The following is a 23,457-nucleotide window of genomic DNA, read 5'->3' on the forward strand; positions in this document are numbered from 1 at the left end:
TACGTTTCAACCAAGCCGGTATCGGGGAGCGACTTGAAGCGCATTACCCGCCGCGCGCCTGCCAAGAACCAAAACTTGCTGGGGCATTGCGCGTCAGGCTCGCAACGTACTCGCTGGCGCGAACGCACTCCTCAATACTCCCTTGATCTCAAGGCCTGCCTAGCACCGCTTCGCAGATCACTGCTTCGGGTCAGACGGCCCGCCGCTTTTTCTTGGCCTCGTCCGAGCGCAACTGCTTGATGCGCTCGAAGTAGTCGGGGTCGATCCCGGTCACGTATTCGCCGCTGAAGCAGGAGCTGTCGAACCTGCGACCGGGGAACTTCGGGCCCGCCACCGCCGTTTCGAGATCGGCCAGGTCCTGGTAGATCAGCCAGTCGCAGCCCAGCAGCTGCTCGATCTCTTTCTCGGTGCGGCCGTGCGCGACCAGCTCCTCGCGCGACGGCATGTCGATGCCGTACACGTTGGGATGCCGGACCGGCGGCGCCGCCGAGGCCAGGTAGACCTTCCTGGCGCCCGCGTCGCGGGCCATCTGTACGATCTGCTGCGACGTGGTGCCGCGCACGATGGAGTCATCCACCAGCAGCACCACGCGATTGCGGAACTCCAGCGGGATCGGGTTGAGCTTGCGCTTCACGGACTTCGCGCGCTCGCCCTGCCCCGGCATGATGAAGGTGCGGCCGACGTAACGGTTCTTGATGAAGCCCTCGCGGTACTTCACGCCCAGCACGTTGGCGATCTCCAGAGCGGAGTCACGGCTGGTGTCCGGGATCGGGATCACCACGTCGATGTCGTGGTCGGGCCGCTCGCGCAGGATCTTCTCGCCCAGCGTCACGCCCATGCGCATGCGCGCCTTGTGCACCGAGATTTCCTCGATCATCGAGTCCGGCCGGGCGAAGTACACGTACTCGAAGATACACGGCGCATGCGGCATGTCCGGCGCGCACTGGCGCGCAAACAGTTCGCCGCGGGCGGTGATGACCACACCTTCACCCGGGCGGACATCCCGCACGCGCTCGAACCCCAGCACGTCCAGCGCCACCGATTCGGAGGCGACGATGTATTCCTCGCCGCCGGCGCTACTGCGCTTGCCCAGCACCAGCGGACGGATCCCATGCGGGTCGCGGAACGCCACCAGCCCCAGCCCCAGCACGGTGCACACCACCGCGTAGCCGCCCCGGGCACGCCGGTTGACGCCCTCGATCGCCGCAAACACTGCCTCCGGCGTCAGCGCATGCTGGGTATCCAGCTCGTGCGCGAACACGTTGAGCAGCACTTCCGAATCGGACTCGGTATTGATGTTGCGCCGATCCTGTTCAAATACCTCGCGGCGCAGCGACTCGGTGTTGATCAGGTTGCCGTTGTGCGCCAGGGTGATGCCGTAGGGCGAGTTGACGTAGAACGGTTGTGCCTCGTCGCTGCCCTCACTGCCGGCGGTGGGGTAGCGGCAATGGCCGATGCCAATGCGGCCGGTCAACAGCGCCATCGCGCGCGCATCGAACACGTCGCGCACCAGCCCGTTACCTTTGTGCAGCCGCAGCTTTCCGCCGTCCGCGGTGGCGATGCCCGCCGCGTCCTGGCCACGGTGCTGGAGGACGGTCAGGCCGTCATACAACAGCCCGGCCACTTCGCTCTGGCCGACGATACCGACGATGCCGCACATGCAGAAAATTCCTGTGGAAGAGCCGTGAATCAGGGATGCGGACGCACCATGCCGTCCTTGCCGATGGCACGCAGCTTGGCCTTCAGCGCATCGGCTTCGGCGCGGGTGACCACCGGGCCCACCCGCACACGGGTCAGGGTGCCGCTGGGCCCCGGGACGGTGTCGGTGAAGGCGTTGAAACCGGCTTTGCGGAGTGCATCGCGCTGGGCCAGCGCATCGGGCGCCGACGAGAACGCACCAATCTGCACCACGAAGCCGGTCCCGACCGGGTTCACCGGCTTGGCCGGCGGCGGCTCCGTGGCCGCGGCGCTGGCAGGCGCTGCCGGTTTGGCGGTCGCGGGCTTGGTTTCGGATGGCTTGGCGGACGCCGCCTGCTCGGCCGGCTTGGCGGCAGGCAGCGGCGGCGATGCCGGCTTCGGCGTGGGCGCGGCGGGCAGCGGGCTGGCGGTGGGGGCCGCCTCTGCATCCGGCGCGGCGGCATCGAGCACCACCACCCGGGTATCGACGTCACTGCGCACTTGGCCGGCGCGCAGGCGCGCGGATTCAGCGGTCGCACGATCCGCAAAGGGGCCGATGCGCACGCGCTGCGCAGCACGGCCGCCCAGCGTGATCGGCTCGCGATAGCCAGGCAGACCGGCGGCGCGCAGCGCCGCGATGACCTTGTCGGCATCCCCCTCGCTGGCGTAGTTGCCGAAGTTGACCGCAAACCCTCCGGCTGCCACCGCTGCCAGCGGCGCCGGTTCTGCGGCAGGTGCGGCAGGTGCCGCCTCGACCGGTGGGGCGGCATCCGGCATGCCGGCCACGCCAGCGGCGGGCACAGCGGAAGGCGCGACCAGCGGCAGGTCCTGGGTCACGGCACCGTCCGGGGCCTTGGGCTCCGACGGCACGCGCAGAGAGACGTCGGACACGCCGCTGTCCGGGGCCGGCCCCTTGACCAGCAGGGGCAGAAAAATGACGGCCAGGAGGACCAGCACGGCGGCGCCGACCAGGCGCTGTTTCAGCGAAGCATCCATCGGCATTCCGTGGGCCACAGGCGCGGTGGGGAGCGCGGATTATACCGGCACCGCGCCCGCACCTAGGCGCCGGGGTTCAGGTATTGGAGCGCGGTCGCGGCGACATGGAACGAACCGAAGGCCAGCACGCGGCCGTCCGGCGCCGCATCGGCCAGCGCCGCCGCAAGAGCCGTGGCGACATTGGCATGGCGCGTGCCGTCGCCCGCCGCCGTGCCGTGCAGCCGCGCCGCCAAGGCCTCCACGTCCGTACCGCGGGGGCCGGCATCCTGGCTGCCGGCCAAGTGCCACCCGGCCACGGCGTCACCCAGCGCGGCCACCACGCCCACGGCGTCCTTGTCGGCAAGTGCGGCATACACCCCCAGGGTGCGGCGCGGCGGCTGCGCCTGCAGCCACGCGGCCAGTGCGCGCGCCGCCTGCGGGTTGTGGCCCACGTCCACCAGTACCTCCACCCCGCCGCGTTCGAAGCGCTGCAGGCGCCCCGCCACCGCGGCGTCGGCCACGCCGCGCACGATGGCGGCATCGTCCAACGGCAGGTCCAGCGCACGCAGCGCGGCGATCGCACAGGCGGCATTGCGCAACTGCACCGGCGCGGCCAGCCCACCCATCGGTAGCGGCAGCAGCAGCTCGTAGCCGACCTCGCGCCAGCGCCAGTGCCCCTCATCAACGGGGTCGGCGAAGAAATCGTTGGCGATGCGCCAGGCCGGGGCGCCGATGGCGTAGGCATGGCGCAGCACGCTGGCCGGCGGATCGTCATCGCCCAGCACCAGCGGTTTGAATGGCCGCGCGATGCCGGCCTTCTCGAAGCCGATGGTTTCCTTGTCGGGCCCCAGCCAATCCTGGTGGTCCAGATCGACGGTGGTGACGATGGCCGCGTCGGCATCGACGATGTTCACCGCGTCCAGCCGCCCGCCCAGCCCCACTTCCAGCACTACCAGGTCCAGCGCATGGCGCTGGAACAGCCACAGCGCGCACAGCGTGCCGAATTCGAAATAGGTCAGCGGCATGTCGCCGCGCGCGGCCTCCACCGCCTCGAAGCCGGCGACCAGAGCGGCATCGTCCACCTCGCGGCCGTCGATGCGCACGCGCTCGTGGTAGCGCAGCAGGTGCGGCGAGGTGTAGGCGCCCACGCGCAGCCCCTGCGCGCGGGCGATGGCCTCCAGGAAGGCCACCGTGGACCCCTTGCCGTTGGTGCCGCCCACGGTAATGGTGTGCCGTGCGGGCTGGCCAAGGCCCAGGCGCGTGGCGACCGCGCGGACGCGGTCCAGGCCCAGGGCGATGGAGGTCGGGTGCTGGCGCTCGATGTAGGCAAGCCAGTCGGAAAGGGTGCGTTGCATCCGCTCATTGTAGAAGGCCGGCCCGCGCCGATGCGGCACCGGCGGACGTTACAGCGCGCGGTGCTTGGCCTCGCCAAAGAACGGCGTGTGGTGGGCGCAGTCGTTGAGACGCACCACCTCCAGCGCATCGACAGCGGGGCCTTCCAGCAGGTTCAGGGTGGTTGGTGCCTGGCGGAAGGTCCACAGCCTGGCCAGCGGCAGGCCAAGGATGCGGGCCAGCAGCACCCGGTTGACCGCGTCATGGGCCACCACCAGCAGGATGTCGTCCGCGCCCAGCCCCTCGCAAGCGCGGGCCAGCGCCGGCCAGGCCCGATCCAGGACCATCTGCAGCGACTCGCCGCCTGGCATCAGCACCGACTCGGGGGCTTCCCGCCACGCCTGCAGGCGCTCCGGATCGCGCTGGGCGATCTCACTGGACAGCAGCCCTTCCCATTCCCCGTGGGCGATCTCCAGCAGACCCGGGTCGAAGCACAGCATCGACGCGCGCGCCGGGCCCAGCGCCAGCTGCGCGGTCAGGGTGGCACGCGCCAGCGGCGAGGCCACCGCGCGGGCGATGCGCAGGGGCGCGAGCCGCTCGCCCAGCGCCTTGGCCTGCGCGATGCCGGTCTCGGACAGCGGGATGTCCACCTGGCCCTGGTAGCGGCCTTCGGCGTTCCACGGCGTCTCGCCGTGGCGGGCAAGCAGAATCTTCATGCGGGGGGCGCGATTTTCCGGTTGTGCAGCGCAAAAGCCTAGCAGGTCATGCGTGTCGGCGAGGGGGTGTACCCTGCCCCGATCAGGCAAAGGAATCCCACCATGCAGGCCAAGGGCGAATTCGACGTCGCGCGCATCCCGCAGGACGAGCTGGACATCGGCGGAGGCGCGACCATCGGCCACTCCCGCTTCGAGAAGCGCTTCCGCGGCCCGCTGGAGGCGACCAGTGTGGTGCACATGCTGGCGCTGATGACGCCGGTGCCGGGCTCGGGCGCATACGTCGCCATCGAGCGCATCGAGGGCAGCTTGGACGGACGCCGCGGCAGCTTCTTCGCCCAGCACAACGGCATCATGGACCGCGGCCGCCCCTCGCTGGACCTCACCGTCATCCCCGACAGCGGCAGCGGCGAGCTCACCGGCCTGCATGGCCGCATCGCCATCGACATCGTCGAGGGCAAGCACTTCTACACCTTCGACTACGGCTTCCGCGACGACTGACCCACCCTGCCGGAAAACGAAAACGCCGGCGCGAGGCCGGCGTTTTCGCGCGTTGCCGCACCGCTTACTTCGTCGGCGCGACGCCCAGCTCCTCAAGCAGCTGCGGCGCCGGCATGACCTCCTGCATGATCCAGCGCATGTAGCGCTGATCTACCGAGATCATCCGCGTCAACACCGGATCGAACACCCAGTTGCTGGCCACCGATTCCAAGGTGCCGTCGAAAGCCAAGCCGACCAAGCGGCCATTGGCATCCAGCACCGGCGAGCCGGAGTTGCCGCCGGTGATGTCCAGATCGGACAGGAAGTTGACTGGCACCGTCCCCAGCCGCGCATCCGCCAGCCCCGCATACCGCTTGGCTGCCACCGCCTCCAGCAGCGCCTTGGGGTTGTCGAACGGTTCGGCGCCGGTTTCCTTGGCCGCCACTTCCTCCAGCGTCGTGAACGGGGTGTACGCCTTGCCATTGAGACCCGTGTAGCCCTTCACATGGCCGTAGGTGATGCGCAGCGTGGAGTTGGCATCGGGGTACACCGCCTGCCCCTTGCTCTTCTTGTAATCGACCACCGCCTGCAGATAGCGCGGACGGGCCTGCAGGGAGATGCCGTACACGGTCTTGCCCTGCTTCTCCATCTCCATCAGGGTCGGCATCACCGCCACCGCGTACTGGATGGCCGGATCGGTGCTGGACTCGAACGCGGCCTTGTCGGCATTGAACCACTTCAGTCGCTCTTCAAGCTGTCCCAGCCTGCTGGCATCAAGACGAGCCAGCGCCTGGTCGACGGCGGCCTTGCTATCCCCGCCAAGCCAGGCGTCCACCGCCGCCACGCGCTGCGCTGCGGGCAGGGCCACATAGCGGTTCAGCCAGTACTGCTGCAGCTGGCGGTCCATCGCCGGCACATAGCGGCGTTCCATCTGCTTCAGGCTGCCTTCGATCACCGGCAGGTCGCGCTGCTGGAAGCCCGGCTCGCGCTCGGCATCCGGCTTCTGCCTCTCCAGCGCGAGGCGGTACAGGCTCACTGCGGTACCCAGCACGGCGGTCCGGTTGAAGCTGCCCAGCACCAGGTCGCGCTCCTGCGTGCGCTTGGCATCCTCCACCAGCTTCACCAGCGTCGCGTGCGCATCCAATGCGGGCTTGGCGGCATCGCCCTGCGCGCGCAGCCAGTCCAGCACGGCCGCTTCCTCCCGGCGCTTGATGCCCAGCACGTCATTGCGCTTGAAGCCCTCCAGCTGGCCGTCGAAGTTCTTGCTGGTGTTGTTCCAGCCGGCCAGTGTGGCGGCGTACTTCACCGCGATCTCCGGATCGGCCTTGGCGGCAGCTTCGACCAGCGCGATCTGGTCCTTGTACGCCTTGGAGATGGCCGGGTAGCGCCAGGACTGGGTGTTCTCGAACTCCGCCACCAGCGCGTAGCGGTCGGTGCGGCCCGGATAGCCCGCCACCATCACGAAGTCACCCGCGCCCAGCGGCTTGTCAGCGATCTTCAGCCAGTGCTTGGGCCGGTAGGGCACGTTGTCCTTGCTGTACGGCGCCGGCTTGCCATCCTTGCCGACATAGGCACGGTAGAACGAGAAATCACCGGTGTGGCGCGGCCACATCCAGTTGTCGATGTCGCCGCCGAACTTGCCAACGCTGGACGGCGGCGCATAGGCCAAGCGCACATCGCGGATCTCCAGATTCTTGAACAGCCGGTAGGTGATCCCGCCCATGAAGCTGTATACGCGGCAGCGGTAGCCGGGCTCGGCTTCGCAGTCGCTGGTGATCTTTTTCTCGAACGCCTCCAGTGCATTGGCGCGTGCCACCGGGTCATTGCCCCCCGCGGCCATCGCCGCATTGGCCTGGGCGGTGACATCGGTGATGCCTTCCAGCACGTAGATGCGGGCATTGGGGCCGGCGGACAGCTCATCGGCCTGGGTGGGCGCATTGAAGCCGTCTTTGATCAGGTTCTTTTCCGGCGTGGAGTTGAGCTGGATCGCGCCATAGGCGCAGTGGTGGTTGGTGGCCACCAGGCCCTGTGGCGAGACGAAGCTGCCGGTGCAGCCGCCCAGCGAGACCACCGCGCCCATCGGATCGCCGGTGAGATCGGACAGCTGCTTGGGGTCGAGCTTCAGGCCGGCCTTCTTCAGCGCACCGGCAATCTCCGGCAGCTGCTGCGGCACCCACATGCCTTCATCGGCATGTACGACCGGGACGAGACTGGCAGTGGCCGCAGCGACGACCAGGGCGAGAAGGGTCTTACGCATCATGGAGCTCCTTGCGTTGCATCATCGGGAGGGACGACCGGCTCATTCCACCGGCAGCTGCATTTCCTGCAGCAGGTGCGGGGCCGGGTAGACCTTGGCCAGCAGCCAGCGCAGGTAGCGCATGTCCACGTGGATGGCGCGCTTGTAGCGCGGGTCATACATCCAGCTGGCGCTGACCGCCTCCCAGTTGCTGTCGAAGTTCAGCCCGATCAGCTTGCCCTCGGCATCCAGTACCGGCGAGCCGGAGTTGCCGCCGGTGGTGTCGAGGTTGGTCATGAAGTCCACGGTCTGGGTCTTCAGCTCGGGATCGGCGGTGCTGCCGAAATCGCCCTTGGCGATCGCGTCCAGCAGCGGCTTCGGCGCATCGAACGGCTCGACGCCGGTGTTCTTCTCGACGATGCCGGCCACCGTGGTGAGCGGGCGGTAGTCCATGCCGTCGCGCGGCGACAGCGGGCTGACCTTGCCGTAGCTCACGCGCAGGGTGGAGTTCGCGTCCGGGTAGACGGCCCTGCCCTGCGCGTTGCGGTAGGCGATCAGCGCCTGCATGTAGGCCGGGCGCAGGCGCAGCAGTTCGCCCGCGCGCTGCTTGCCCTCTTCCTCCAGGCGCAGCAGCGCGGGCTGCAAGGTGGCGGCGGCCTTCAGCAGGGTGTCCTCCGACGCCGCCAACGCCGCGGCATCCAGCTTCATCGCCGCCATGCGCGTGGCTTCGTCGCCCAGCCGGGTGCCGGCGTACAGCGCGTCGAGCCGCTGCGCGGCCTCGGCGTTATTGCTGCCGAACACGGCGTCGAACTCGGGCACACGCTGCGCCGGCGGCAGCGCGAAGTAGCGCTTCAGCGCGAAGCGCAGGGTCGCCTTCTCCACCTCCGGGTCATAGCGGCGCTGCAGCTGCTTCAGGCCGCCTTCGATCAGCGCCTCGTCGCGCTGCTGGTAGCCGGTCTCGCGCTGCGCGTCGGGCTTGCCACGCTCCAGCGCCAGGCGCTGGATCTGCACCGCCGCGCCCAGCAAGCCGGGACGCAGGAACGGCAGGATGAAATCACGCTCGCGATAGGCCTCGCCGGCGTCCAGCTGCTGCTGCATCGCGCGGATGCCCGCCAGCGACTGCTTTGCGCCCGGCTGTTTGGCCAGCCACGCCAGCATCGCCGCTTCGTCCTCGCGGCGCACGCGCGCCGCGTCACTGCGGCGCAGGCCTTCCAGCTCACCCTGCGCGCGCTTGAGGGTGTTCTTGTAACCGGCCACGGCGGAGGCATAGCGGACCTCCTTGGCCTTGTCGCCGGCGGTTGCCTGCTCGACGGTGCGGATCAGGCCGTCGAACATCGCCACCCGGGTCGGCAGCAGCCAGTCGATCTGGTTGGCGAACTCGGAGGCGGTGCGGTGGCGGAAGGTGACGCCCGGGTAGCCGGCCACCATCGCGAAGTCGCCCGCTTTCACCGGCGCCGTGGAGACCGTCAGGTGGGCCGGCGGCGCATACGGCACGTTGTCGGGGCTGAACGCCGCCGGCTTGCCGTCCTTGCCGACATAGGCGCGGTAGAAGGTGAAGTCGCCGGTGTGGCGCGGCCACATGAAGTTGTCGATCTCGTCGCCGTAGTTGCCGATGGCGCGCGGCGGCGCGTAGACCAGACGGATGTCCTTCAGCTCCAGCTGCTTGATCAGGTAGAAGTCGCTGCCGTAGTACATGTCGGCGACACTGCAGCGATGGCCGGCGTCCGCCTCGCACTCGGCCACGGCGGCCTTCTTGGCGGCATCCACGGCGTCGAAATACGCGCGGCCGGTCTTGCCCCTGGCCCCCGCCAGGATGCGGTCGGTGATCTTGTCGAAGCCCACCGTCACCCACACCCGCGCGGCCGGGCCGGCCGAGACCTCCTCGGCGCGCGTGGCGGCGATGAAGCCATCCTGGATCAGGTTCTTTTCCGGCGTCGAATTCAGCTGGATGGCGCCCATCGCGCAGTGGTGGTTGGTCACCACCAGCCCCTCCGGCGACACGAAGCTGGCAGTACAGCCGCCCAGCGACACCACCGCGGACAGCGGCGGGCGGGTCACGTCGGCCAGCTGGGCGGGATCCCCCTTGAAGCCGGCGGCCTTCAGCTGGGCGGCCAGCTGCGGCAGCTGCGAGGGCATCCACATGCCTTCGTCGGCGTGGGCGACGCCTCCGGTCAAGGCGAGGGCCAGGGCGGCGGTCAAGGTGCGTTGGCGCATGGTCGTCACTCCGGGTACGGCAAACCTGCATTAGACCATCTACGGCCGGCTCCGACCCATGCCCTTGGTCAGCCCCCCGGCCAGGGCCATGATCGGCGGTAAAATGGCCGCCTTTCCCGACGGGCCCTGTTCATGTCGCAAGCGAACACCATGCGCGCGCTGGTCAAGCGCGAAGCCACCAAAGGCATCTGGATGGACGAAGTGCCGGTGCCGGTGCCGGGCCCGAATGAAGTCCTGATCAAGCTGGAGAAGACCGCGATCTGCGGCACCGACCTGCATATCTATCTCTGGGACGACTGGAGCCAGCGTACCATCACCCCGGGCCTCACCATCGGCCACGAGTTCGTCGGCCGCATCGCCGCACTGGGCTCGGCCGTGACCGGCTACCAGATCGGCCAGCGCGTCTCGGCCGAGGGCCACATCGTCTGCGGCCATTGCCGCAACTGCCGCGCCGGCCGCCAGCACCTGTGTCCGAACACCGTGGGCATCGGCGTGAACCGCAATGGCGCGTTCGCCGAATACATGACCATGCCAGCCAGCAACCTGTGGCCGATCCCCGACCAGATACCGTCCGAACTGGCCGCGTTCTTCGATCCGTACGGCAACGCCGCGCACTGCGCGCTGGAGTTCGACGTGATCGGCGAGGACGTGCTGATCACCGGCGCGGGCCCGATCGGCATCATCGCCGCCGGCATCTGCAAGCACATCGGCGCACGCAACGTGGTGGTCACCGACGTCAACGACTACCGCCTGAAGCTGGCTGCCGACATGGGCGCCACCCGCGTGGTGAACGTGGCCAACACGTCGCTGAAGGACGTGATGGCCGACCTGCACATGGAAGGCTTCGACGTGGGCCTGGAGATGAGCGGCAACCCGCGCGCCTTCAACGACATGCTCGACTGCATGTACCACGGCGGCAAGATCGCCCTGCTCGGCATCCAGCCCAAGGGCGCGGGTTGCGACTGGGACAAGATCATCTTCAAGGGCCTCACCGTGCAGGGCATCTACGGCCGCAAGATGTACGAGACCTGGTACAAGATGACCCAGCTGGTGCTGTCCGGCTTCCCGCTGGGCAAGGTGCTGACCCACCAGCTGCCGATCGACGAATTCCAGAAGGGCTTCGACCTGATGGAACAGGGCAAGGCCGGCAAGGTGGTGCTCAGCTGGGTGTGAGTCCCCTGCCCGCCCGGCCCGCATGAAAAAGGCGCCCCGAGGGCGCCTTTTTCGCTGCGCGGCGCGCCGGCCTCAGCGGGCGAACTTGACCGACAGCAGCAGGCGGTTGTCGGCCAGCTTGCCGAAACTCGCACGCGCACTGGCATCGGTTCCGAAGTACCCCAGCGACACCTCGGCCGGGCCAAAGCGACGGGACACGGCCACGCTCCAGTCGGTGTAATCCTCGGCTGCCACGGCCAGGTTGTCGCGGAACTGGGTCCGGCCCACGCTGGCCGACAAGGTAGCCTCTCGCGGCAGTACCCAGTCGTGGCGCAGCCCGTAGTACCAGCCGTCCGTGCCGCTGCCCCAGATGTCATTGGTATAGCCCACGGTGATCGCCGAGTGTTCCGCGATGGTGGCGGTGGTGATCAGCTCGTTGTAGGCCAGTTCGCTGGCACCCGGATAGGTGTAGCGGTTGAGCATGACGTCGAGGTTGACGCTGTCGGATGCATCGAAGCCGTAACCAACGAAGTAATCCACCTCGATGTCCGGGCTGCCTGTTCCGAAATCGACACCGGAGGCAAAGCCGCCCACGTAGGCGCCAGAGGCGGACGACCAGGTGAGGGTGCCCTGCAGGGTGGCCTTCTCATCGGTCTGCGACACGCCGCGGAACAGGTAGTCGGACACCGCGTTGACTTCCCAGCTGACGGGCGAGGACGGCTCATCCCCGGCGCTGGCGGCGAACGGGGCCGACAGGAGGAGGGCGGCGGCGAGGAAGCGGCGGGCAGGCATCATGGCGGACTCGGGTCAGTGTTGTATCACGAGTTTTTAACAAAATGCCCCGCAGCGCAAGCAGTCCGGACGCGCAGCGGGAGCAGGCCACGACAGATGCGATCACGGCCGCCGGCTAGAATCTGTCATCCCTCTCCCCGCTGAGCCGCCATGACGCCTTCCGAGACCGCCTCTCCGCTCACCCGGCATTACGCCGAGGAACTGGATGCCATCCGCGCGCAGGGGCTATTCAAGTCCGAACGCATCATCACCAGCCCGCAGTCGGCCGAGATCCGGCTGGCCGACGGGCGCACGGTACTGAACTTCTGCGCCAATAACTACCTGGGCCTGGCCGACCACCCGGACATCATTGCCGCCGCCAAGGAGGCGCTGGACACCCACGGCTTCGGCATGGCCAGCGTGCGTTTCATCTGCGGCACCCAGGACCTGCACAAGCAGCTGGAGCGCACCATCGCGGATTTCTTCGGCACCGAGGACACCATCCTCTACGCCGCCTGCTTCGACGCCAACGGCGGTCTGTTCGAGCCGCTGCTGGACGAAAACGACGCCATCATCTCTGACGCGCTCAACCACGCCTCGATCATCGACGGCGTGCGCTTGTGCAAAGCCAAGCGCTACCGCTATGCCAACTGCGACATGGCCGACCTCGAGAAGCAGCTGCAGCAGGCCAGGGCCGACGGCGCCCGCACCATCCTGATCACCACCGACGGCGTGTTCTCGATGGACGGCTTCATCGCGCCGCTGGATGAGATCACCGCGCTGGCCGCGAAGTACGGCGCGCTGGTACACATCGACGAATGCCATGCCACCGGCTTCCTGGGTGCCACCGGCCGCGGCAGCGCCGAGGTCAAGGGCGTGCTGGACAGGATCGACATCTTCACCGGCACCCTCGGCAAGGCCATGGGGGGCGCGCTGGGCGGCTTCACCACGGCGAAGAAGGAAGTGATCGAACTGCTGCGCCAGCGCTCGCGGCCCTATCTGTTCTCCAACTCGCTGCCGCCGCACGTGGTGGCCGCCGGCATCAAGGCCTTCGAGATGCTCTCGGCGGCCGGCCACCTGCGCACGCAGCTGGTCGAAAACACCGCTTATTTCCGCGAACGCATGACCGCCACCGGCTTCGACATCAAACCGGGGGTGCACCCCATCAGCCCGGTGATGCTGTACGACGCCCCGCTGGCGCAGCGCTTCGCCGACCGCCTGCTGGAAGAAGGCATCTACGCGATCGGGTTTTTCTTCCCGGTGGTGCCGAAGGGCCAGGCGCGTATCCGTACCCAGATCTCGGCCGCGCACACCCGTCAGCACCTGGATCGCGCCATCGACGCCTTCACCCGCATCGGCCGCGAGCTGGGCGTACTGAAAGCCTGACGCTCAGCCGCCGGCCAGCGCGACGACCTCGTCCGCCGTCAGTGGCCGCCACTGGCTCTTCGGCAACTCGCCAAGGGCCAACGGGCCGATCGCCACCCGCACCAGCCGCAGCACGCCGATGCCAAACGCCGCCAGCAGGCGACGGATCTGCCGGTTGCGGCCCTCGTCCAGCACGATCTCAAGCCAGGCGGTCTTTCCCCCTGCGCGGAGCACGACCACCGACACCGCACGCAACCACTCGCCGTCCACCGTGATCCCGGAACGCAACGCGGCCAGCGTGGCTTCATCGGGGATCCGGTCCACCTGCACGTGGTAGGTCTTGTCGGGCCCCGAGGCCGGGTCGGTGATCCGCGCGGCCCACTGCGGGTCGTTGGTGAACAGCAGCAGCCCCTCGCTGGCCTTGTCGAGGCGGCCGACCGGTGCGATCCACCCCAGATCCGCGCCGTCGAAGCAGCGGTAGACGGTATCGCGCCCGCGCTCGTCGCGCGCCGTGGTCACCAGGCCACGCGGTTTGTTGAGCATGAGGTAGCGCGGCACCGCCGCAACGGCAGCGGCACCGTCGATGTCGATACGCGCCGCGTCCAGATCGGCAGGATGCTCGGGATCACGAACCACCCGACCATCCAGCCGGACGCGGCCTTCGCGGATCAGCCGTTCGGCTTCGCTCCGCGAACACAGCCCGCGCTTGGAGAGCACCCGCGCCAGTCCGTGCCGCACACCCACGCGCGGCAACGTCGGGGTCAGTTGGCCGCCTTGGCCTCTGCCGCAGGCGCAGGCGCTGCAGCTTCGGCACCGTCCTTGCGCCCGACCACGCGGACACCGCGCGACTTCATCCAGGCATCGAACTCGTCGGCCGTCATGCGCTTGCCGTTCTGGGTCATGTTGAACCGCCACGGCGTGTTGTCGAACGCGGTCCGGGGCTTGTAGGCCGCCGCATCCACCATGCCCGCGGCCGGTAGGGCCGACTTCGCCATCGCACGGCAGCCGTCGAGGCGCAGCCGTGCCAGCACGTTGTCGACCGACAGCGCCTCGTCGAAGGACTGCGCCAGCACGCCACTGGCACCGCCCAACTGCGTGGTCGCAGGTACCAATTCCACAGCCACGCTTGCGACCAAGGCCTGGCGCACCGGCATCGCCGCTACGCTGTCAAGGCGGCACGCCTCTCCACCGGCGTGGGCCAGCGCCGGCACGGCCAGCAGCGACAGGACGGAGGCGGCGCGCAGCAAGGACGACATGGCAGGAACTCCCCGTGAAGTGGCGCAAGTGTAGGCCCGAGGCGCCGCGTACCGCAATCGGCGGCGATCGCCACACGCCCAGAACGACGAAGCCCGGCATAAGGCCGGGCTTCGGTGTCACGCTTGCGTCCAGTCAGGATTACTGGCTGTTCAGCTCGGTGCGACGGTTCATCTCGCTCTTGCAGCCCGGCAGCGTCTGCGGGGTCTGCTCCAGCGGGCGGGTCTCACCGTAGCCGACCGGACCTGCCAGGCGACCGGCGTCCACGCCGTTGCTGGTCAGGTAGTCGTACACGGCCTTGGCGCGACGCTCGGACAGCTTCTGGTTGTAGTCGTCCTTGCCGCACAGGTCGGTGTGACCGGCCACTTCGACCTTCAGCTCCGGATAACGCTTCAGGATCTCGACGGCCTCGTTGAGGATCGCCACCGCGTCGGGACGCAGGGTCGACTTGTCGAAGTCGAAGTTCACGCCCTTGAGGTCGATCGAGACCGGCACCGGGCAGCCGTCCGGACCGATGGTCTGGCCAGCCTGCGAACCCGGGCACTTGTCGTCGCAATTGTTGACGCCGTCGCCGTCGTCATCCATGTCGGCGCAGGTCTGCACCGGCGCCGGGGCCGGGGCAACCGGGGCAACCGGCTCCGGGCCCAGGGCAATGGTCATGCCAACCGAAGCCAGAAGGTCGGTGAACTGGTTCTGCTGCTTGGGCAGGGTGGCCTGCTGGTCGTCGAAATCAACGCGGGTACCCACTTCGGTCCGCAGGTTCATGCGACCGAAATCAAACTGCAGACCAGCGCCCAGGTTCAGCGCCAGGTTGGAGGCCTTGTGCTGCGCGGGCGAAATCGGCGAGGAGATCACGTACTCTTCTTCGTGACGCTGCCAGCCCAGACCACCGCGCAGGTAGGGCCACCACTTGGAATCCGCGTTGCGGAAGTGGTAGCGGCCGTCCAGCGAGACGCCGTACTGGCTCCACCACAGATTCGGGTTGCTGGTCTTGTCCGGGTTCTGGTAGTTCAGCTCGGCTTCCAGCGAGAAGCGCTGGGTCAGGAACTTGCCGAAACCGAGCGTGCCGAAGAGCGAATCCTCGGTACCACGATCCTTGTCCTGGAAGTTCACACCGGTCGAACCGGACACATACCAACGATCATCAAATTCCTGGGCGGACGCAGCCTGCGCCAGACCCAGACCACCCAGAAGGGCAGCACAGAGGAGTTTCTTGTTCATGTTCAGCTCCTTGATTCAGTAGAAGAAACCGTGACGCGGAAAAAGCGCTTGCTGCTTAAGACGGCTGCCGTGGCGCTGGGCGCACATTAGGGCCTGCTACGTGAAAGCCCTGTTAACGCTAACATAACGGTTAGCCGGCTGCAATGCGCCACACAGCCACTCACCCGGCTTGGCCAGCTGGCAGAGGCACCGACGCCATACGCCGCGGTATGCTTTCGTCATGACGACCCATTTTCCGCATCTGCTGGCGCCCCTGGACCTGGGGTTCACCCAACTGCGCAACCGCGTCCTGATGGGCTCCATGCACACCGGCCTTGAGGATCGCGCCGCCGACTTCCCCAAGCTCGCAACGTATTTCGCGGAGCGCGCGGCCGGCGGCGTCGGCCTGATGGTGACCGGAGGCTTCGCGCCCAATATCGTCGGCTGGCTGAAGCCCTTCGCGGGTCGGCTCTCCCTGCCGTGGCACGTGCGCCGACACCGACAGGTGACCGAAGCAGTGCATGCCCACGACGGCAAGATCTGCCTGCAGCTGCTGCATGCCGGCCGTTATGCCTACCACCCGCTGTCGGTGGCGCCTTCGCGACTGAAGGCGCCGATCAACCCGTTCACCCCGCGCACCCTGTCGGCACGGGGAATCGAACGCACCCTGCGCGACTTCGCCACCGCCGCCCGGCTGGCGCAGGACGCCGGTTACGACGGCGTGGAAATCATGGGCTCCGAGGGCTACCTGCTCAACGAGTTCACCGTGCCGCGCACCAATCGCCGTGACGATGCCTGGGGCGGTGATGCCCAGCGGCGGATGCGCTTTCCGGTCGAAATCGTGCAGCGGGTGCGCGAAGCCTGCGGCCCGAATTTCATCGTGATCTACCGCCTCTCTTTGCTGGATCTGGTCGAAGATGGCAACGCCTGGCCGGACATCGTGGCCCAAGCCAAGGCCGTGGAAGCCGCGGGCGCGACGATCCTCAACAGCGGCATCGGCTGGCACGAAGCCCGCATTCCCACCATTGCAACCTCGGTGCCGCGCGCGGCATTCACCAGCGTCACCGCCAAGCTGAGGCCCCATGTCTCGGTGCCGCTGGTCGCCAGCAATCGCATCAACATGCCTGCCGTGGCGGAAGCCGTATTGGCCGCCGGCCACGCCGACATGGTCTCGATGGCCCGCCCGCTGTTGGCAGATCCACAGTGGGTGAACAAGGCCCGCGACGGCCAGGTGCAGGCGATCAATACCTGCATCGCCTGCAATCAGGCTTGCCTGGACCACGTGTTCGAGAACAAGCGCGCCAGTTGCCTGGTCAACCCGCGCGCCTGTGCAGAAACGGAACTGGTTTTCACCAGGACGACCGCGCCGAAATCCATCGCCGTGGTCGGCGCCGGCCCCGCCGGGCTGGCCTGTGCCACGGTGGCGGCCGAGCGCGGCCACCGGGTGACCTTGTTCGATGCCGCGACCGAAATCGGGGGCCAGTTCAACCTGGCCAAGCGGATCCCGGGCAAGGAGGAGTTCCACGAACCGCTGCGCTACTTCCGCCACCGCATCGCCGAGACCGGCGTGGACCTTCGGCTGGGCACCAGGGTGGACGCGGCGGCGCTGTCCGGCTTCGACGACGTGGTGATCGCCACCGGGGTGATTCCGCGCGCGCTGGACCTCCCCGGCGCCGACCACGCCAAGGTCGTCCGCTACATCGACGTGCTGGAAGGTCGGGTGCAGGTCGGTCCACGGGTGGCGATCATTGGCGCGGGCGGCATCGGTTTCGACGTCGCCGAGTTCCTGGTCGAGACCGGCGACTCCCCCGCACTCGACCCCGCGCGCTGGATGACCGAATGGGGCGTGGACCCGGCCTTCGACGCCCCAGGCGGCCTCGTGAAGGCCTCGCCCGAACCCGCCGCGCGCCAGGTCTGGCTGCTGCAGCGCTCGCCCGGCCGGCCCGGTGCCCGCCTGGGCAAGACCACCGGCTGGATCCATCGCGCCACCCTCAAGGCCAAGGGCGTGCAGATGCTGGGCGGCGTGGAATACCTGGGCGTTGACGATGATGGCCTGCATATCCGGGTGGATGGCGGCGCGCAGCAGACCCTGCCGGTGGACCACGTGGTGGTCTGCGCCGGCCAGGAACCCCGTCGCGAACTGTTCGATGTCCTGCAGGCACAAGGCCGGAGAGTGCATGTGATCGGCGGCGCGAAGCTTGCCGCAGAACTGGACGCCAAACGCGCCATCGACGAGGGCAGCCGGCTGGCCGCGGCGCTCTGAGCCGCCGCAACCAGGTCTGGCCAAAACAAAAACCCAATCGAATCAAATAGTTCCTTTCCCACTGTTCAGGCTACGTTCGGGAACAACCCTCTACCTTGCGCCCACTTTTGGCCTGACCGACCGCGCCTTTCCGTAGTCCCTCAGGTGAACCGACGCCCAGCCCTGCCACCTCCCGGCAGGCTGGCGCGCCCGGGCAAAGGCCGCCACAGAGCAGCCGCCCTCCCCAGTACGCCATGACGCAGGTGCGCGGCATCGGGCTTCCGACGATGCATCGCCCTGCGCCGCAACGGAGCAAGGAGCCCCAAGATGAAGCTCGCCTGGATCCTCTGGCTGTCGCATATCCTGCCGCAGCCGGCCGCCGATTCGCTGTGCCTGTCCACCACCGTCTATCTGGAAGCCCGCGACCAGTCCGTGCTCGGCCAGCAGGCCGTTGCCGAAGTCGCCCTGCGTCGCCGTGACAGCGGCCTGTGGGGGCGTAACCTCTGCCAGGTGGTCACCGCGCGCAAGCAGTTCGCGCCCACCCTCCTCTCGCCGCAGACCCGGCTCTCGAACATCGAGGCCTGGACGAAAGCCGTCAGCGTCGCCATTGCCTCAGAACAGAACTGGGCTCTGCCGCGCGACCAGCGCAAACTGGTGGTTCCAGGTGCCAGCCATTTTGCCGCACACGCCATTGCCAGTCCGAATTGGAGCAATGCGCTGCAGGTAGCCACCATCGGCGACCATACCTTCTACAAGGTCCAGAGCCTCAAGCCGCGGCCCCTCTGAGTCTGCTCAGGGCCGTTGGCGCTCCGGCCACAGCGCGGTCATCGCCATGTAGGTGAAACTGGCCGACCAGGCGATCATCATCAGGCCGGCGATCGCTTCCATTCCCACCATCACCCGCAGCGCACCCAACGGCGACAACTCGCCAAAACTGGCCGTGCTGTAGGCCATGGCGGAGAGATAGATGCCGTCGAACAGCGACATCTTGGGCTCACCACGCAGAAAGCCCGCATCCGGCAAGGCCTGCATCCACCAGTACGCCAGGCCGTAACAGACGATTTCCAGCACGTGCAGCGCAAGCAGCGCGGCCATGATGGCCAGCAGTGCGGAGCGGTGGCGCCTCAGCGTCCGCCCCGCGGTGATCCGTGCCAGCAGGCGCAAGCCCTCATAGTGGACCAGCACCACCAGCCCGGTCACCGCCAGGGTGACCAGGGCCGTCAGCAGATAGTCGTGCACACCGGTCATCGGCCCTGCTTGCCGCAGCGGCGACTTGCCGGCTTCATGCGCGCTGGTCGATCGGCACGAAGGCGCGATCTTCCGGCCCGGTGTAGTTCGCGGACGGGCGGATGATCTTGCCGTCGATCCGCTGCTCGATGATGTGCGCGCTCCAGCCGCTGGTGCGGGCGATCACGAACAGCGGGGTGAACATCGCAGTGGGCACGCCCATCATGTGGTAGCTGACCGCGCTGAACCAGTCGAGGTTGGGGAACATCTTCTTGATGTCCCACATCACCGATTCCAGTCGCTCGGCGATGGCGTACATCTTCATGTTGCCCTGCTCGGCGGAGAGCCGACGTGCAACTTCCTTGATGACCTTGTTACGGGGATCGGACACCGTGTAGACCGGGTGACCGAAGCCGATGATGACCTCGCGGTTTTCGACCCGCCGCCGGATATCGGCCTCGGCCTCATCCGGTGTCTCGTAGCGCTTCTGCACCTCGAACGCGACTTCGTTGGCACCGCCATGTTTGGGCCCGCGCAGCGCCCCGATCGCCCCAGCGATGCAGGAATACATATCGCTGCCGGTGCCAGCGATCACCCGCGCGGTGAAGGTGCTGGCGTTGAACTCGTGCTCGGCATACAGGATCAGGCTGGTATGCATCGCCCGCACCCAGCTCTCCGGCGGCGGCTCGCCGTGCAGCAGGTGCAGGAAGTGGCCGCCGATGGAGTCATCGTCGGTCTCGACGTCGATGACCCGGCCGTTGTGACTGTAGTGGTACCAGTACAGCAGCATCGACCCCAGGGAGGCCATCAGCTTGTCGGCGATGTCGCGCGCGCCCGGATGGTTGTGGTCGTCCTTCTCCGGCGCCACGCAGCCCAGCACCGACACGCCAGTGCGCATGACATCCATCGGGTGCGCCGATGGCGGCAGCTCTTCCAGGGCGGCCTTGACCGCGGCCGGAATCCCGCGCAGCGACTTCAGCTTGGCTTTGTAGGCGCGCAGCTCGGCCCGGTTCGGCAGCTTGCCGTGCACCAGCAGATGGGCGATTTCCTCGAATTCGCATACATCAGCGAGATCCAGGATGTCGTAGCCGCGATAGTGCAGATCGTTGCCGCTGCGGCCGACCGTGCACAACGCGGTGTTGCCGGCGGTCGTGCCGGACAGGGCAACGGACTTCTTGGGCTTGAAGCCTGGGGTCGTGGTCTCGCTCATGGGGACTCCTGAAAATCGTCGAGGTTTATTTCTTCGCCGCGAACAGCGCGTCCAGATGCTGCTCGTAAGCGTGGTAGCCGATGCGCTCGTACAGCTCTTCGCGGGTCTGCATGCTGTCCAGCACATTGCGCTGGTGACCATCGCGGCGGATGGCCTCGTACACCTGCTCGGCTGCCTTGTTGGCAGCACGGAATGCCGACAGCGGGAACAGCTGGATGGCGACACCGGCGCTGGCCAACTCTTCCCGCGAAAACAGCGGGGTCTTGCCGAACTCGGTGATGTTGGCCAGCACCGGCACCCTGACCGCCTCGACAAAACGGCGGTAGGTGTCCAGGTCGTAGGCGGCCTCCGCGAAGATGCCGTCGGCACCGGCCTCGACACAGGCAAGCGCGCGTTCGATCGCCGCATCCACGCCCTCCACGGCGATCGCATCGGTACGGGCGATCAGAAAGAACTCGGGGTCGGTCTTGGCATCGGCCGCCGCTTTGACGCGATCGGCCATCTCCTGCTTCGACACGATTTCCTTGCCGGGCCGATGGCCGCAGCGCTTGGCGCCCACCTGATCCTCGATGTGGCAGGCGGCAGCGCCCGCCTTGATCAGGCTCTTGATGGTGCGGGCGATGTTGAGCGCGCTCGGGCCGAACCCGGTATCGATATCGACCAACAGCGGCAGGTCGCAGACATCGGTGATCCGCCGGGTGTCCACCAGCACGTCTTCGAGGGTGTTGATGCCCAGATCCGGCATCCCCAGCGAGCCCGCTGCAACCCCGCCACCAGACAGATAGATCGCACGATAACCGGCGCGTTTGGCCAGCAGCGCATGGTTGGCATTGATGGCCCCGATCACCTGCAACGGTGATTCGGCGGCGAGTGCGGCGCGGAAACGCGCCCCGGCAGACATCGACATGCGTGGCTCCTTGCAAAAAGAAACCCCTGAACCCAATCAGGGGAGCCCGCGGCCAGGGGTGGCCGTGTTCGGATCTTGCGGGCGGAGATTCTAGCGCGCACGCCGCTGGCGGGCGCCCAAAACACGCGCGCCGGGCATGGCCCGGCGCGGTGGCGACAGACGGAGCCGTTATCAGAGCAGGTGAGCCACGCCAGCCCGTTCCTCTTCCAGCTCGGCCAGGGTCTTGTCCATGCGCTCGCGGCTGAACGCATCGATCGGCAGATCGCGAACCCGCGTGTACTCGCCATTGGCGCAGGTCACCGGCACGCCGTAGATGATGCCCTCCGGGATGCCATAGCTGCCATCGGACGGCACGCCCATGGTCACCCACTTGCCGTCGGTGCCCAGCGCCCAGTCACGCATGTGGTCGATGGCGGCATTGGCCGCCGAGGCGGCCGACGACAGCCCGCGCGCCTCGATGATCGCCGCACCGCGCTTGCCCACGGTGGGGATGAACACGTTGGCGTTCCAGTCCGGATCGTTGATCCTGTCCTTCAGCGATTCGCCATTGACGGTCGCGAAGCGGTAGTCCGGATACATGGTCGGGCTGTGGTTGCCCCACACCACCAGCTTCCCGATGTCGGCCACGGCCACGCCGGCCTTGTTGGCCAGCTGCGACAGCGCGCGATTGTGGTCCAGGCGCAGCATCGCGGTGAAATTCTTGGCCGGCAGGTCCGGCGCCGACTTCATGGCGATGTAGGCGTTGGTGTTGGCCGGGTTGCCGACCACCAGCACCTTGACATTGCGGCTGGCGACCTTGTTCAGCGCGGCGCCCTGGGCAGTGAAGATCTTGGCGTTCTCCAGCAGCAGGTCCTTGCGCTCCATGCCGGGGCCGCGCGGACGCGCACCCACCAGCAGGGCGTAGTCGGCGTCCTTGAACGCGACTTCCGGATCATCGGTGCCAACCATGCCGGCCAGCAGCGGGAACGCGCAGTCTTCCAGCTCCATCATCACGCCGCGCAGCGCAGCCTGGGCCTTGTCCAGCGGCAGCTCCAGCATCTGCAGGATGACCGGCTGGTCCTTGCCCAGCATTTCGCCGGAGGCGATGCGGAACAGCAGCGCGTAGCCGATCTGGCCGGCGGCGCCGGTGACGGCAACTCGAACGGGGGCTTTCATCGTGGTATCTCCTGTGTGACGGGCCGCGGCCCGCCGTCTAGCGATTCATGGGGATGGCGAAGCGGAACGCCTCAGGCCAGCTCGGCAAAGAACTCCTGGAACCGTGCCAGGCCGGGGGCCAACTGCGGCGTCGGGCAGGTGTAGCTGATGCGCAGCGCCTTCGGCTCGCCGAAGGCCGAGCCCGGCACGCAGGCCACGCCCTTGGCCTCCAGCAGCGCGTTGCAGAAGTCGACGTCGTTGCCGATCTTCGCGCCGCTCGGGACATGGGTCTTGCCGAACGCGCAGCTGATGTCCGGGAACACGTAGAAGGCACCCTGCGGGCGCGGGCAGACCACGCCGGGAATGGCGTCCATCACCGCCATGACCTGGTCGCGCTTGGCCTGGAACTCCACGCGCTTCTGCTCCGGGACATCCTGCGGGCCGGTCAGCGCGGCGATGCCGGCGGCATTGACCACTTCCGGCACGTTGGTGATGTGGTTGGAGTTCAGCGTCACCAGCGCCTTGGCCACCGCCTCCGGCCCGACCATGAAGCCAAGGCGCCAGCCCGGCATGCCATAGGTCTTGGACAGCGAGTCGAGGAAGATCACGCGGTCGCGCAGTTCCGGACGGGCAAGCACGAAATTGTAGTACTCCAGCCCGTCGAACAGCATGCGGTTGTAGATGTCGTCGGTGATGATCCAGGTGTCCGGATACTTCACCAGCACATCCGCCAGCGCGATGATCTCGTCCCTGGTATAGACCATGCCCGTCGGGTTGGACGGATTGTTGAACAGGAACACCTTCGGCTTCGATGCCATCGCCTCGTCCAGCTGCTGCGGGGTCAGCTTGTAGTGCTGGCTGGCCGGGCACGGCAGCAGCTGGATCTTCGCGTTGACGATCTCGGCAATATCGACGTAGCTGGTCCAGTACGGCGCCGGGAAGGCGATGGTGTCGCCCTCGTCCAACAGCGCCTCGGCCAGGTTGTAGATCACGTGCTTGGCACCGATGCCGGTAGCGCAATTGGCGCGCGTGTAACCTGTCAGGCCGATCTGCTCGATGTGCTGCAGCAGGGCATCCAACAGGGCGTCAGGGCCGCGGTTGCTGCCGTACTGGCCGCTGTCCTTCTCCACCGCCTGGCGCGCGGCTTCGTACACGTGCGGGCCGGGCAGGAAGTTGGGAACACCGATGGAGAAACTGATGATATCGCGGCCTTCGGCCTTGAGCCGCTTGGCTTTCTCGGCGACTTGCATGATGACGCTGGGCTTGGCGCGCCCCATGCGTCGTGCGAGGTTGGGCATCGTCGGGAACCTCGAAAGATGGCCGCGGACGCGGCAATTGGCGTGGGATGAAGCCGTAGGATTTTAACAC

General features: G+C 67.4%; 20 protein-coding genes. 5 read left to right on the top strand and 15 right to left on the bottom strand.

The window, feature by feature from the left end:
* Positions 1 to 190: 190 nt before the first annotated feature.
* The 4 genes from purF to ACK4SG_RS03085 all read right to left on the bottom strand — a co-directional run bounded on the left by purF (position 191) and on the right by ACK4SG_RS03085 (position 4,700).
* Positions 191 to 1,660 (bottom strand): amidophosphoribosyltransferase, encoded by a 1,470-nt coding sequence (gene purF, locus ACK4SG_RS03070; RefSeq protein WP_409599568.1) that lies wholly within the window; start codon positions 1,658 to 1,660, stop codon positions 191 to 193.
* Between the two features lie 29 nt (positions 1,661 to 1,689).
* On the bottom strand, positions 1,690 to 2,673 hold the full coding sequence (locus ACK4SG_RS03075) for an SPOR domain-containing protein (protein ID WP_409599570.1): 984 nt from the start codon (positions 2,671 to 2,673) through the stop codon (positions 1,690 to 1,692).
* Positions 2,674 to 2,735: 62 nt separating this feature from the next.
* The gene (gene folC / locus ACK4SG_RS03080) at positions 2,736 to 4,007 is read right to left on the bottom strand and encodes a bifunctional tetrahydrofolate synthase/dihydrofolate synthase (RefSeq protein ID WP_409599572.1); all 1,272 of its coding nucleotides are present in this window, start codon (positions 4,005 to 4,007) and stop codon (positions 2,736 to 2,738) included.
* 48 nt (positions 4,008 to 4,055) lie between these two features.
* The gene (locus ACK4SG_RS03085; RefSeq protein WP_409599574.1) at positions 4,056 to 4,700 is read right to left on the bottom strand and encodes a histidine phosphatase family protein; all 645 of its coding nucleotides are present in this window, start codon (positions 4,698 to 4,700) and stop codon (positions 4,056 to 4,058) included.
* A gap of 102 nt (positions 4,701 to 4,802) precedes the next feature.
* On the opposite strand from ACK4SG_RS03085, the gene ACK4SG_RS03090 reads away from it, so the two are divergent.
* Positions 4,803 to 5,198, top strand: a complete 396-nt coding sequence (locus tag ACK4SG_RS03090; RefSeq protein ID WP_409599576.1) for a DUF3224 domain-containing protein — start codon at positions 4,803 to 4,805, stop codon at positions 5,196 to 5,198.
* A gap of 64 nt (positions 5,199 to 5,262) precedes the next feature.
* On the opposite strand, the gene ACK4SG_RS03095 is transcribed toward ACK4SG_RS03090, so the two are convergent.
* Positions 5,263 to 7,434 (bottom strand): S46 family peptidase, encoded by a 2,172-nt coding sequence (locus ACK4SG_RS03095; RefSeq protein ID WP_409599578.1) that lies wholly within the window; start codon positions 7,432 to 7,434, stop codon positions 5,263 to 5,265.
* 42 nt (positions 7,435 to 7,476) lie between these two features.
* Positions 7,477 to 9,627: a S46 family peptidase gene (locus ACK4SG_RS03100; protein ID WP_409599580.1), complete on the bottom strand. Its 2,151-nt coding sequence runs from the start codon at positions 9,625 to 9,627 to the stop codon at positions 7,477 to 7,479.
* Positions 9,628 to 9,777: 150 nt separating this feature from the next.
* Here ACK4SG_RS03100 and tdh point away from each other — a divergent pair, with 150 nt between their 5' ends.
* Positions 9,778 to 10,800 carry an L-threonine 3-dehydrogenase gene (tdh, locus tag ACK4SG_RS03105; protein ID WP_409599729.1) on the top strand — a complete coding sequence of 341 codons (1,023 nt, stop codon included), beginning with the start codon at positions 9,778 to 9,780 and terminating at the stop codon, positions 10,798 to 10,800.
* Positions 10,801 to 10,872: 72 nt separating this feature from the next.
* Here tdh and ACK4SG_RS03110 read toward each other — a convergent pair whose 3' ends face one another.
* Entirely contained in the window at positions 10,873 to 11,574 is a 702-nt protein-coding gene (locus ACK4SG_RS03110; RefSeq protein ID WP_409599582.1) for a TorF family putative porin, read from the bottom strand.
* 147 nt (positions 11,575 to 11,721) lie between these two features.
* Between ACK4SG_RS03110 and kbl the strand changes: the two genes are divergently transcribed.
* The gene (gene kbl / locus ACK4SG_RS03115; RefSeq protein ID WP_409599584.1) at positions 11,722 to 12,936 is read left to right on the top strand and encodes a glycine C-acetyltransferase; all 1,215 of its coding nucleotides are present in this window, start codon (positions 11,722 to 11,724) and stop codon (positions 12,934 to 12,936) included.
* Between the two features lie 3 nt (positions 12,937 to 12,939).
* On the opposite strand, the gene ACK4SG_RS03120 is transcribed toward kbl, so the two are convergent.
* The 3 genes from ACK4SG_RS03120 to ACK4SG_RS03130 form a co-directional block, all read right to left on the bottom strand.
* Entirely contained in the window at positions 12,940 to 13,653 is a 714-nt protein-coding gene (locus ACK4SG_RS03120; protein ID WP_409599731.1) for a pseudouridine synthase, read from the bottom strand.
* Positions 13,654 to 13,676: 23 nt separating this feature from the next.
* Complete coding sequence (locus tag ACK4SG_RS03125) at positions 13,677 to 14,162, bottom strand: hypothetical protein (RefSeq protein ID WP_409599733.1); 486 nt, start codon at positions 14,160 to 14,162, stop codon at positions 13,677 to 13,679.
* Between the two features lie 148 nt (positions 14,163 to 14,310).
* Positions 14,311 to 15,390: an OmpA family protein gene (locus ACK4SG_RS03130; protein ID WP_409599586.1), complete on the bottom strand. Its 1,080-nt coding sequence runs from the start codon at positions 15,388 to 15,390 to the stop codon at positions 14,311 to 14,313.
* Between the two features lie 220 nt (positions 15,391 to 15,610).
* Here ACK4SG_RS03130 and ACK4SG_RS03135 point away from each other — a divergent pair, with 220 nt between their 5' ends.
* Positions 15,611 to 17,632, top strand: a complete 2,022-nt coding sequence (locus ACK4SG_RS03135) for an FAD-dependent oxidoreductase (protein WP_409599588.1) — start codon at positions 15,611 to 15,613, stop codon at positions 17,630 to 17,632.
* 306 nt (positions 17,633 to 17,938) lie between these two features.
* Complete coding sequence (locus ACK4SG_RS03140; protein ID WP_409599590.1) at positions 17,939 to 18,397, top strand: cell wall hydrolase; 459 nt, start codon at positions 17,939 to 17,941, stop codon at positions 18,395 to 18,397.
* 6 nt (positions 18,398 to 18,403) lie between these two features.
* Here the strand turns inward: ACK4SG_RS03140 and ACK4SG_RS03145 are convergent, their stop codons facing one another.
* The 5 genes from ACK4SG_RS03145 to ACK4SG_RS03165 all read right to left on the bottom strand — a co-directional run bounded on the left by ACK4SG_RS03145 (position 18,404) and on the right by ACK4SG_RS03165 (position 23,387).
* On the bottom strand, positions 18,404 to 18,859 hold the full coding sequence (locus tag ACK4SG_RS03145) for an ion channel (RefSeq protein ID WP_409599592.1): 456 nt from the start codon (positions 18,857 to 18,859) through the stop codon (positions 18,404 to 18,406).
* A gap of 34 nt (positions 18,860 to 18,893) precedes the next feature.
* A complete protein-coding gene (prpC, locus tag ACK4SG_RS03150) occupies positions 18,894 to 20,048 on the bottom strand; it encodes a 2-methylcitrate synthase (protein ID WP_409599594.1) in 1,155 nt (384 codons plus the stop codon).
* A 25-nt stretch (positions 20,049 to 20,073) separates the two neighbouring features.
* On the bottom strand, positions 20,074 to 20,955 hold the full coding sequence (gene prpB, locus ACK4SG_RS03155) for a methylisocitrate lyase (RefSeq protein WP_409599596.1): 882 nt from the start codon (positions 20,953 to 20,955) through the stop codon (positions 20,074 to 20,076).
* A 171-nt stretch (positions 20,956 to 21,126) separates the two neighbouring features.
* The gene (locus tag ACK4SG_RS03160) at positions 21,127 to 22,110 is read right to left on the bottom strand and encodes a malate dehydrogenase (RefSeq protein WP_409599598.1); all 984 of its coding nucleotides are present in this window, start codon (positions 22,108 to 22,110) and stop codon (positions 21,127 to 21,129) included.
* Between the two features lie 71 nt (positions 22,111 to 22,181).
* Positions 22,182 to 23,387, bottom strand: a complete 1,206-nt coding sequence (locus ACK4SG_RS03165; RefSeq protein ID WP_409599600.1) for a pyridoxal phosphate-dependent aminotransferase — start codon at positions 23,385 to 23,387, stop codon at positions 22,182 to 22,184.
* Positions 23,388 to 23,457 lie beyond the last annotated feature (70 nt).

This window comes from Thermomonas sp., assembly GCF_046293095.1.
Lineage (GTDB): Bacteria > Pseudomonadota > Gammaproteobacteria > Xanthomonadales > Xanthomonadaceae > Thermomonas.

What these genes read in the sequence shown, in the direction of transcription:
- purF (WP_409599568.1), bottom strand. Translation starts at nt 1,660, where the DNA reads ATGTGCGGCATCGTCGGTATCGTCGGCCAGAGCGAAGTGGCCGGGCTG.
- ACK4SG_RS03075 (WP_409599570.1), bottom strand. Translation starts at nt 2,673, where the DNA reads ATGGATGCTTCGCTGAAACAGCGCCTGGTCGGCGCCGCCGTGCTGGTC.
- folC (WP_409599572.1), bottom strand. Translation starts at nt 4,007, where the DNA reads ATGCAACGCACCCTTTCCGACTGGCTTGCCTACATCGAGCGCCAGCAC.
- ACK4SG_RS03085 (WP_409599574.1), bottom strand. Translation starts at nt 4,700, where the DNA reads ATGAAGATTCTGCTTGCCCGCCACGGCGAGACGCCGTGGAACGCCGAA.
- ACK4SG_RS03090 (WP_409599576.1), top strand. Translation starts at nt 4,803, where the DNA reads ATGCAGGCCAAGGGCGAATTCGACGTCGCGCGCATCCCGCAGGACGAG.
- ACK4SG_RS03095 (WP_409599578.1), bottom strand. Translation starts at nt 7,434, where the DNA reads ATGCGTAAGACCCTTCTCGCCCTGGTCGTCGCTGCGGCCACTGCCAGT.
- ACK4SG_RS03100 (WP_409599580.1), bottom strand. Translation starts at nt 9,627, where the DNA reads ATGCGCCAACGCACCTTGACCGCCGCCCTGGCCCTCGCCTTGACCGGA.
- tdh (WP_409599729.1), top strand. Translation starts at nt 9,778, where the DNA reads ATGCGCGCGCTGGTCAAGCGCGAAGCCACCAAAGGCATCTGGATGGAC.
- ACK4SG_RS03110 (WP_409599582.1), bottom strand. Translation starts at nt 11,574, where the DNA reads ATGATGCCTGCCCGCCGCTTCCTCGCCGCCGCCCTCCTCCTGTCGGCC.
- kbl (WP_409599584.1), top strand. Translation starts at nt 11,722, where the DNA reads ATGACGCCTTCCGAGACCGCCTCTCCGCTCACCCGGCATTACGCCGAG.
- ACK4SG_RS03130 (WP_409599586.1), bottom strand. Translation starts at nt 15,390, where the DNA reads ATGAACAAGAAACTCCTCTGTGCTGCCCTTCTGGGTGGTCTGGGTCTG.
- ACK4SG_RS03135 (WP_409599588.1), top strand. Translation starts at nt 15,611, where the DNA reads ATGACGACCCATTTTCCGCATCTGCTGGCGCCCCTGGACCTGGGGTTC.
- ACK4SG_RS03140 (WP_409599590.1), top strand. Translation starts at nt 17,939, where the DNA reads ATGAAGCTCGCCTGGATCCTCTGGCTGTCGCATATCCTGCCGCAGCCG.
- ACK4SG_RS03145 (WP_409599592.1), bottom strand. Translation starts at nt 18,859, where the DNA reads ATGACCGGTGTGCACGACTATCTGCTGACGGCCCTGGTCACCCTGGCG.
- prpC (WP_409599594.1), bottom strand. Translation starts at nt 20,048, where the DNA reads ATGAGCGAGACCACGACCCCAGGCTTCAAGCCCAAGAAGTCCGTTGCC.
- prpB (WP_409599596.1), bottom strand. Translation starts at nt 20,955, where the DNA reads ATGTCGATGTCTGCCGGGGCGCGTTTCCGCGCCGCACTCGCCGCCGAA.
- ACK4SG_RS03160 (WP_409599598.1), bottom strand. Translation starts at nt 22,110, where the DNA reads ATGAAAGCCCCCGTTCGAGTTGCCGTCACCGGCGCCGCCGGCCAGATC.
- ACK4SG_RS03165 (WP_409599600.1), bottom strand. Translation starts at nt 23,387, where the DNA reads ATGCCCAACCTCGCACGACGCATGGGGCGCGCCAAGCCCAGCGTCATC.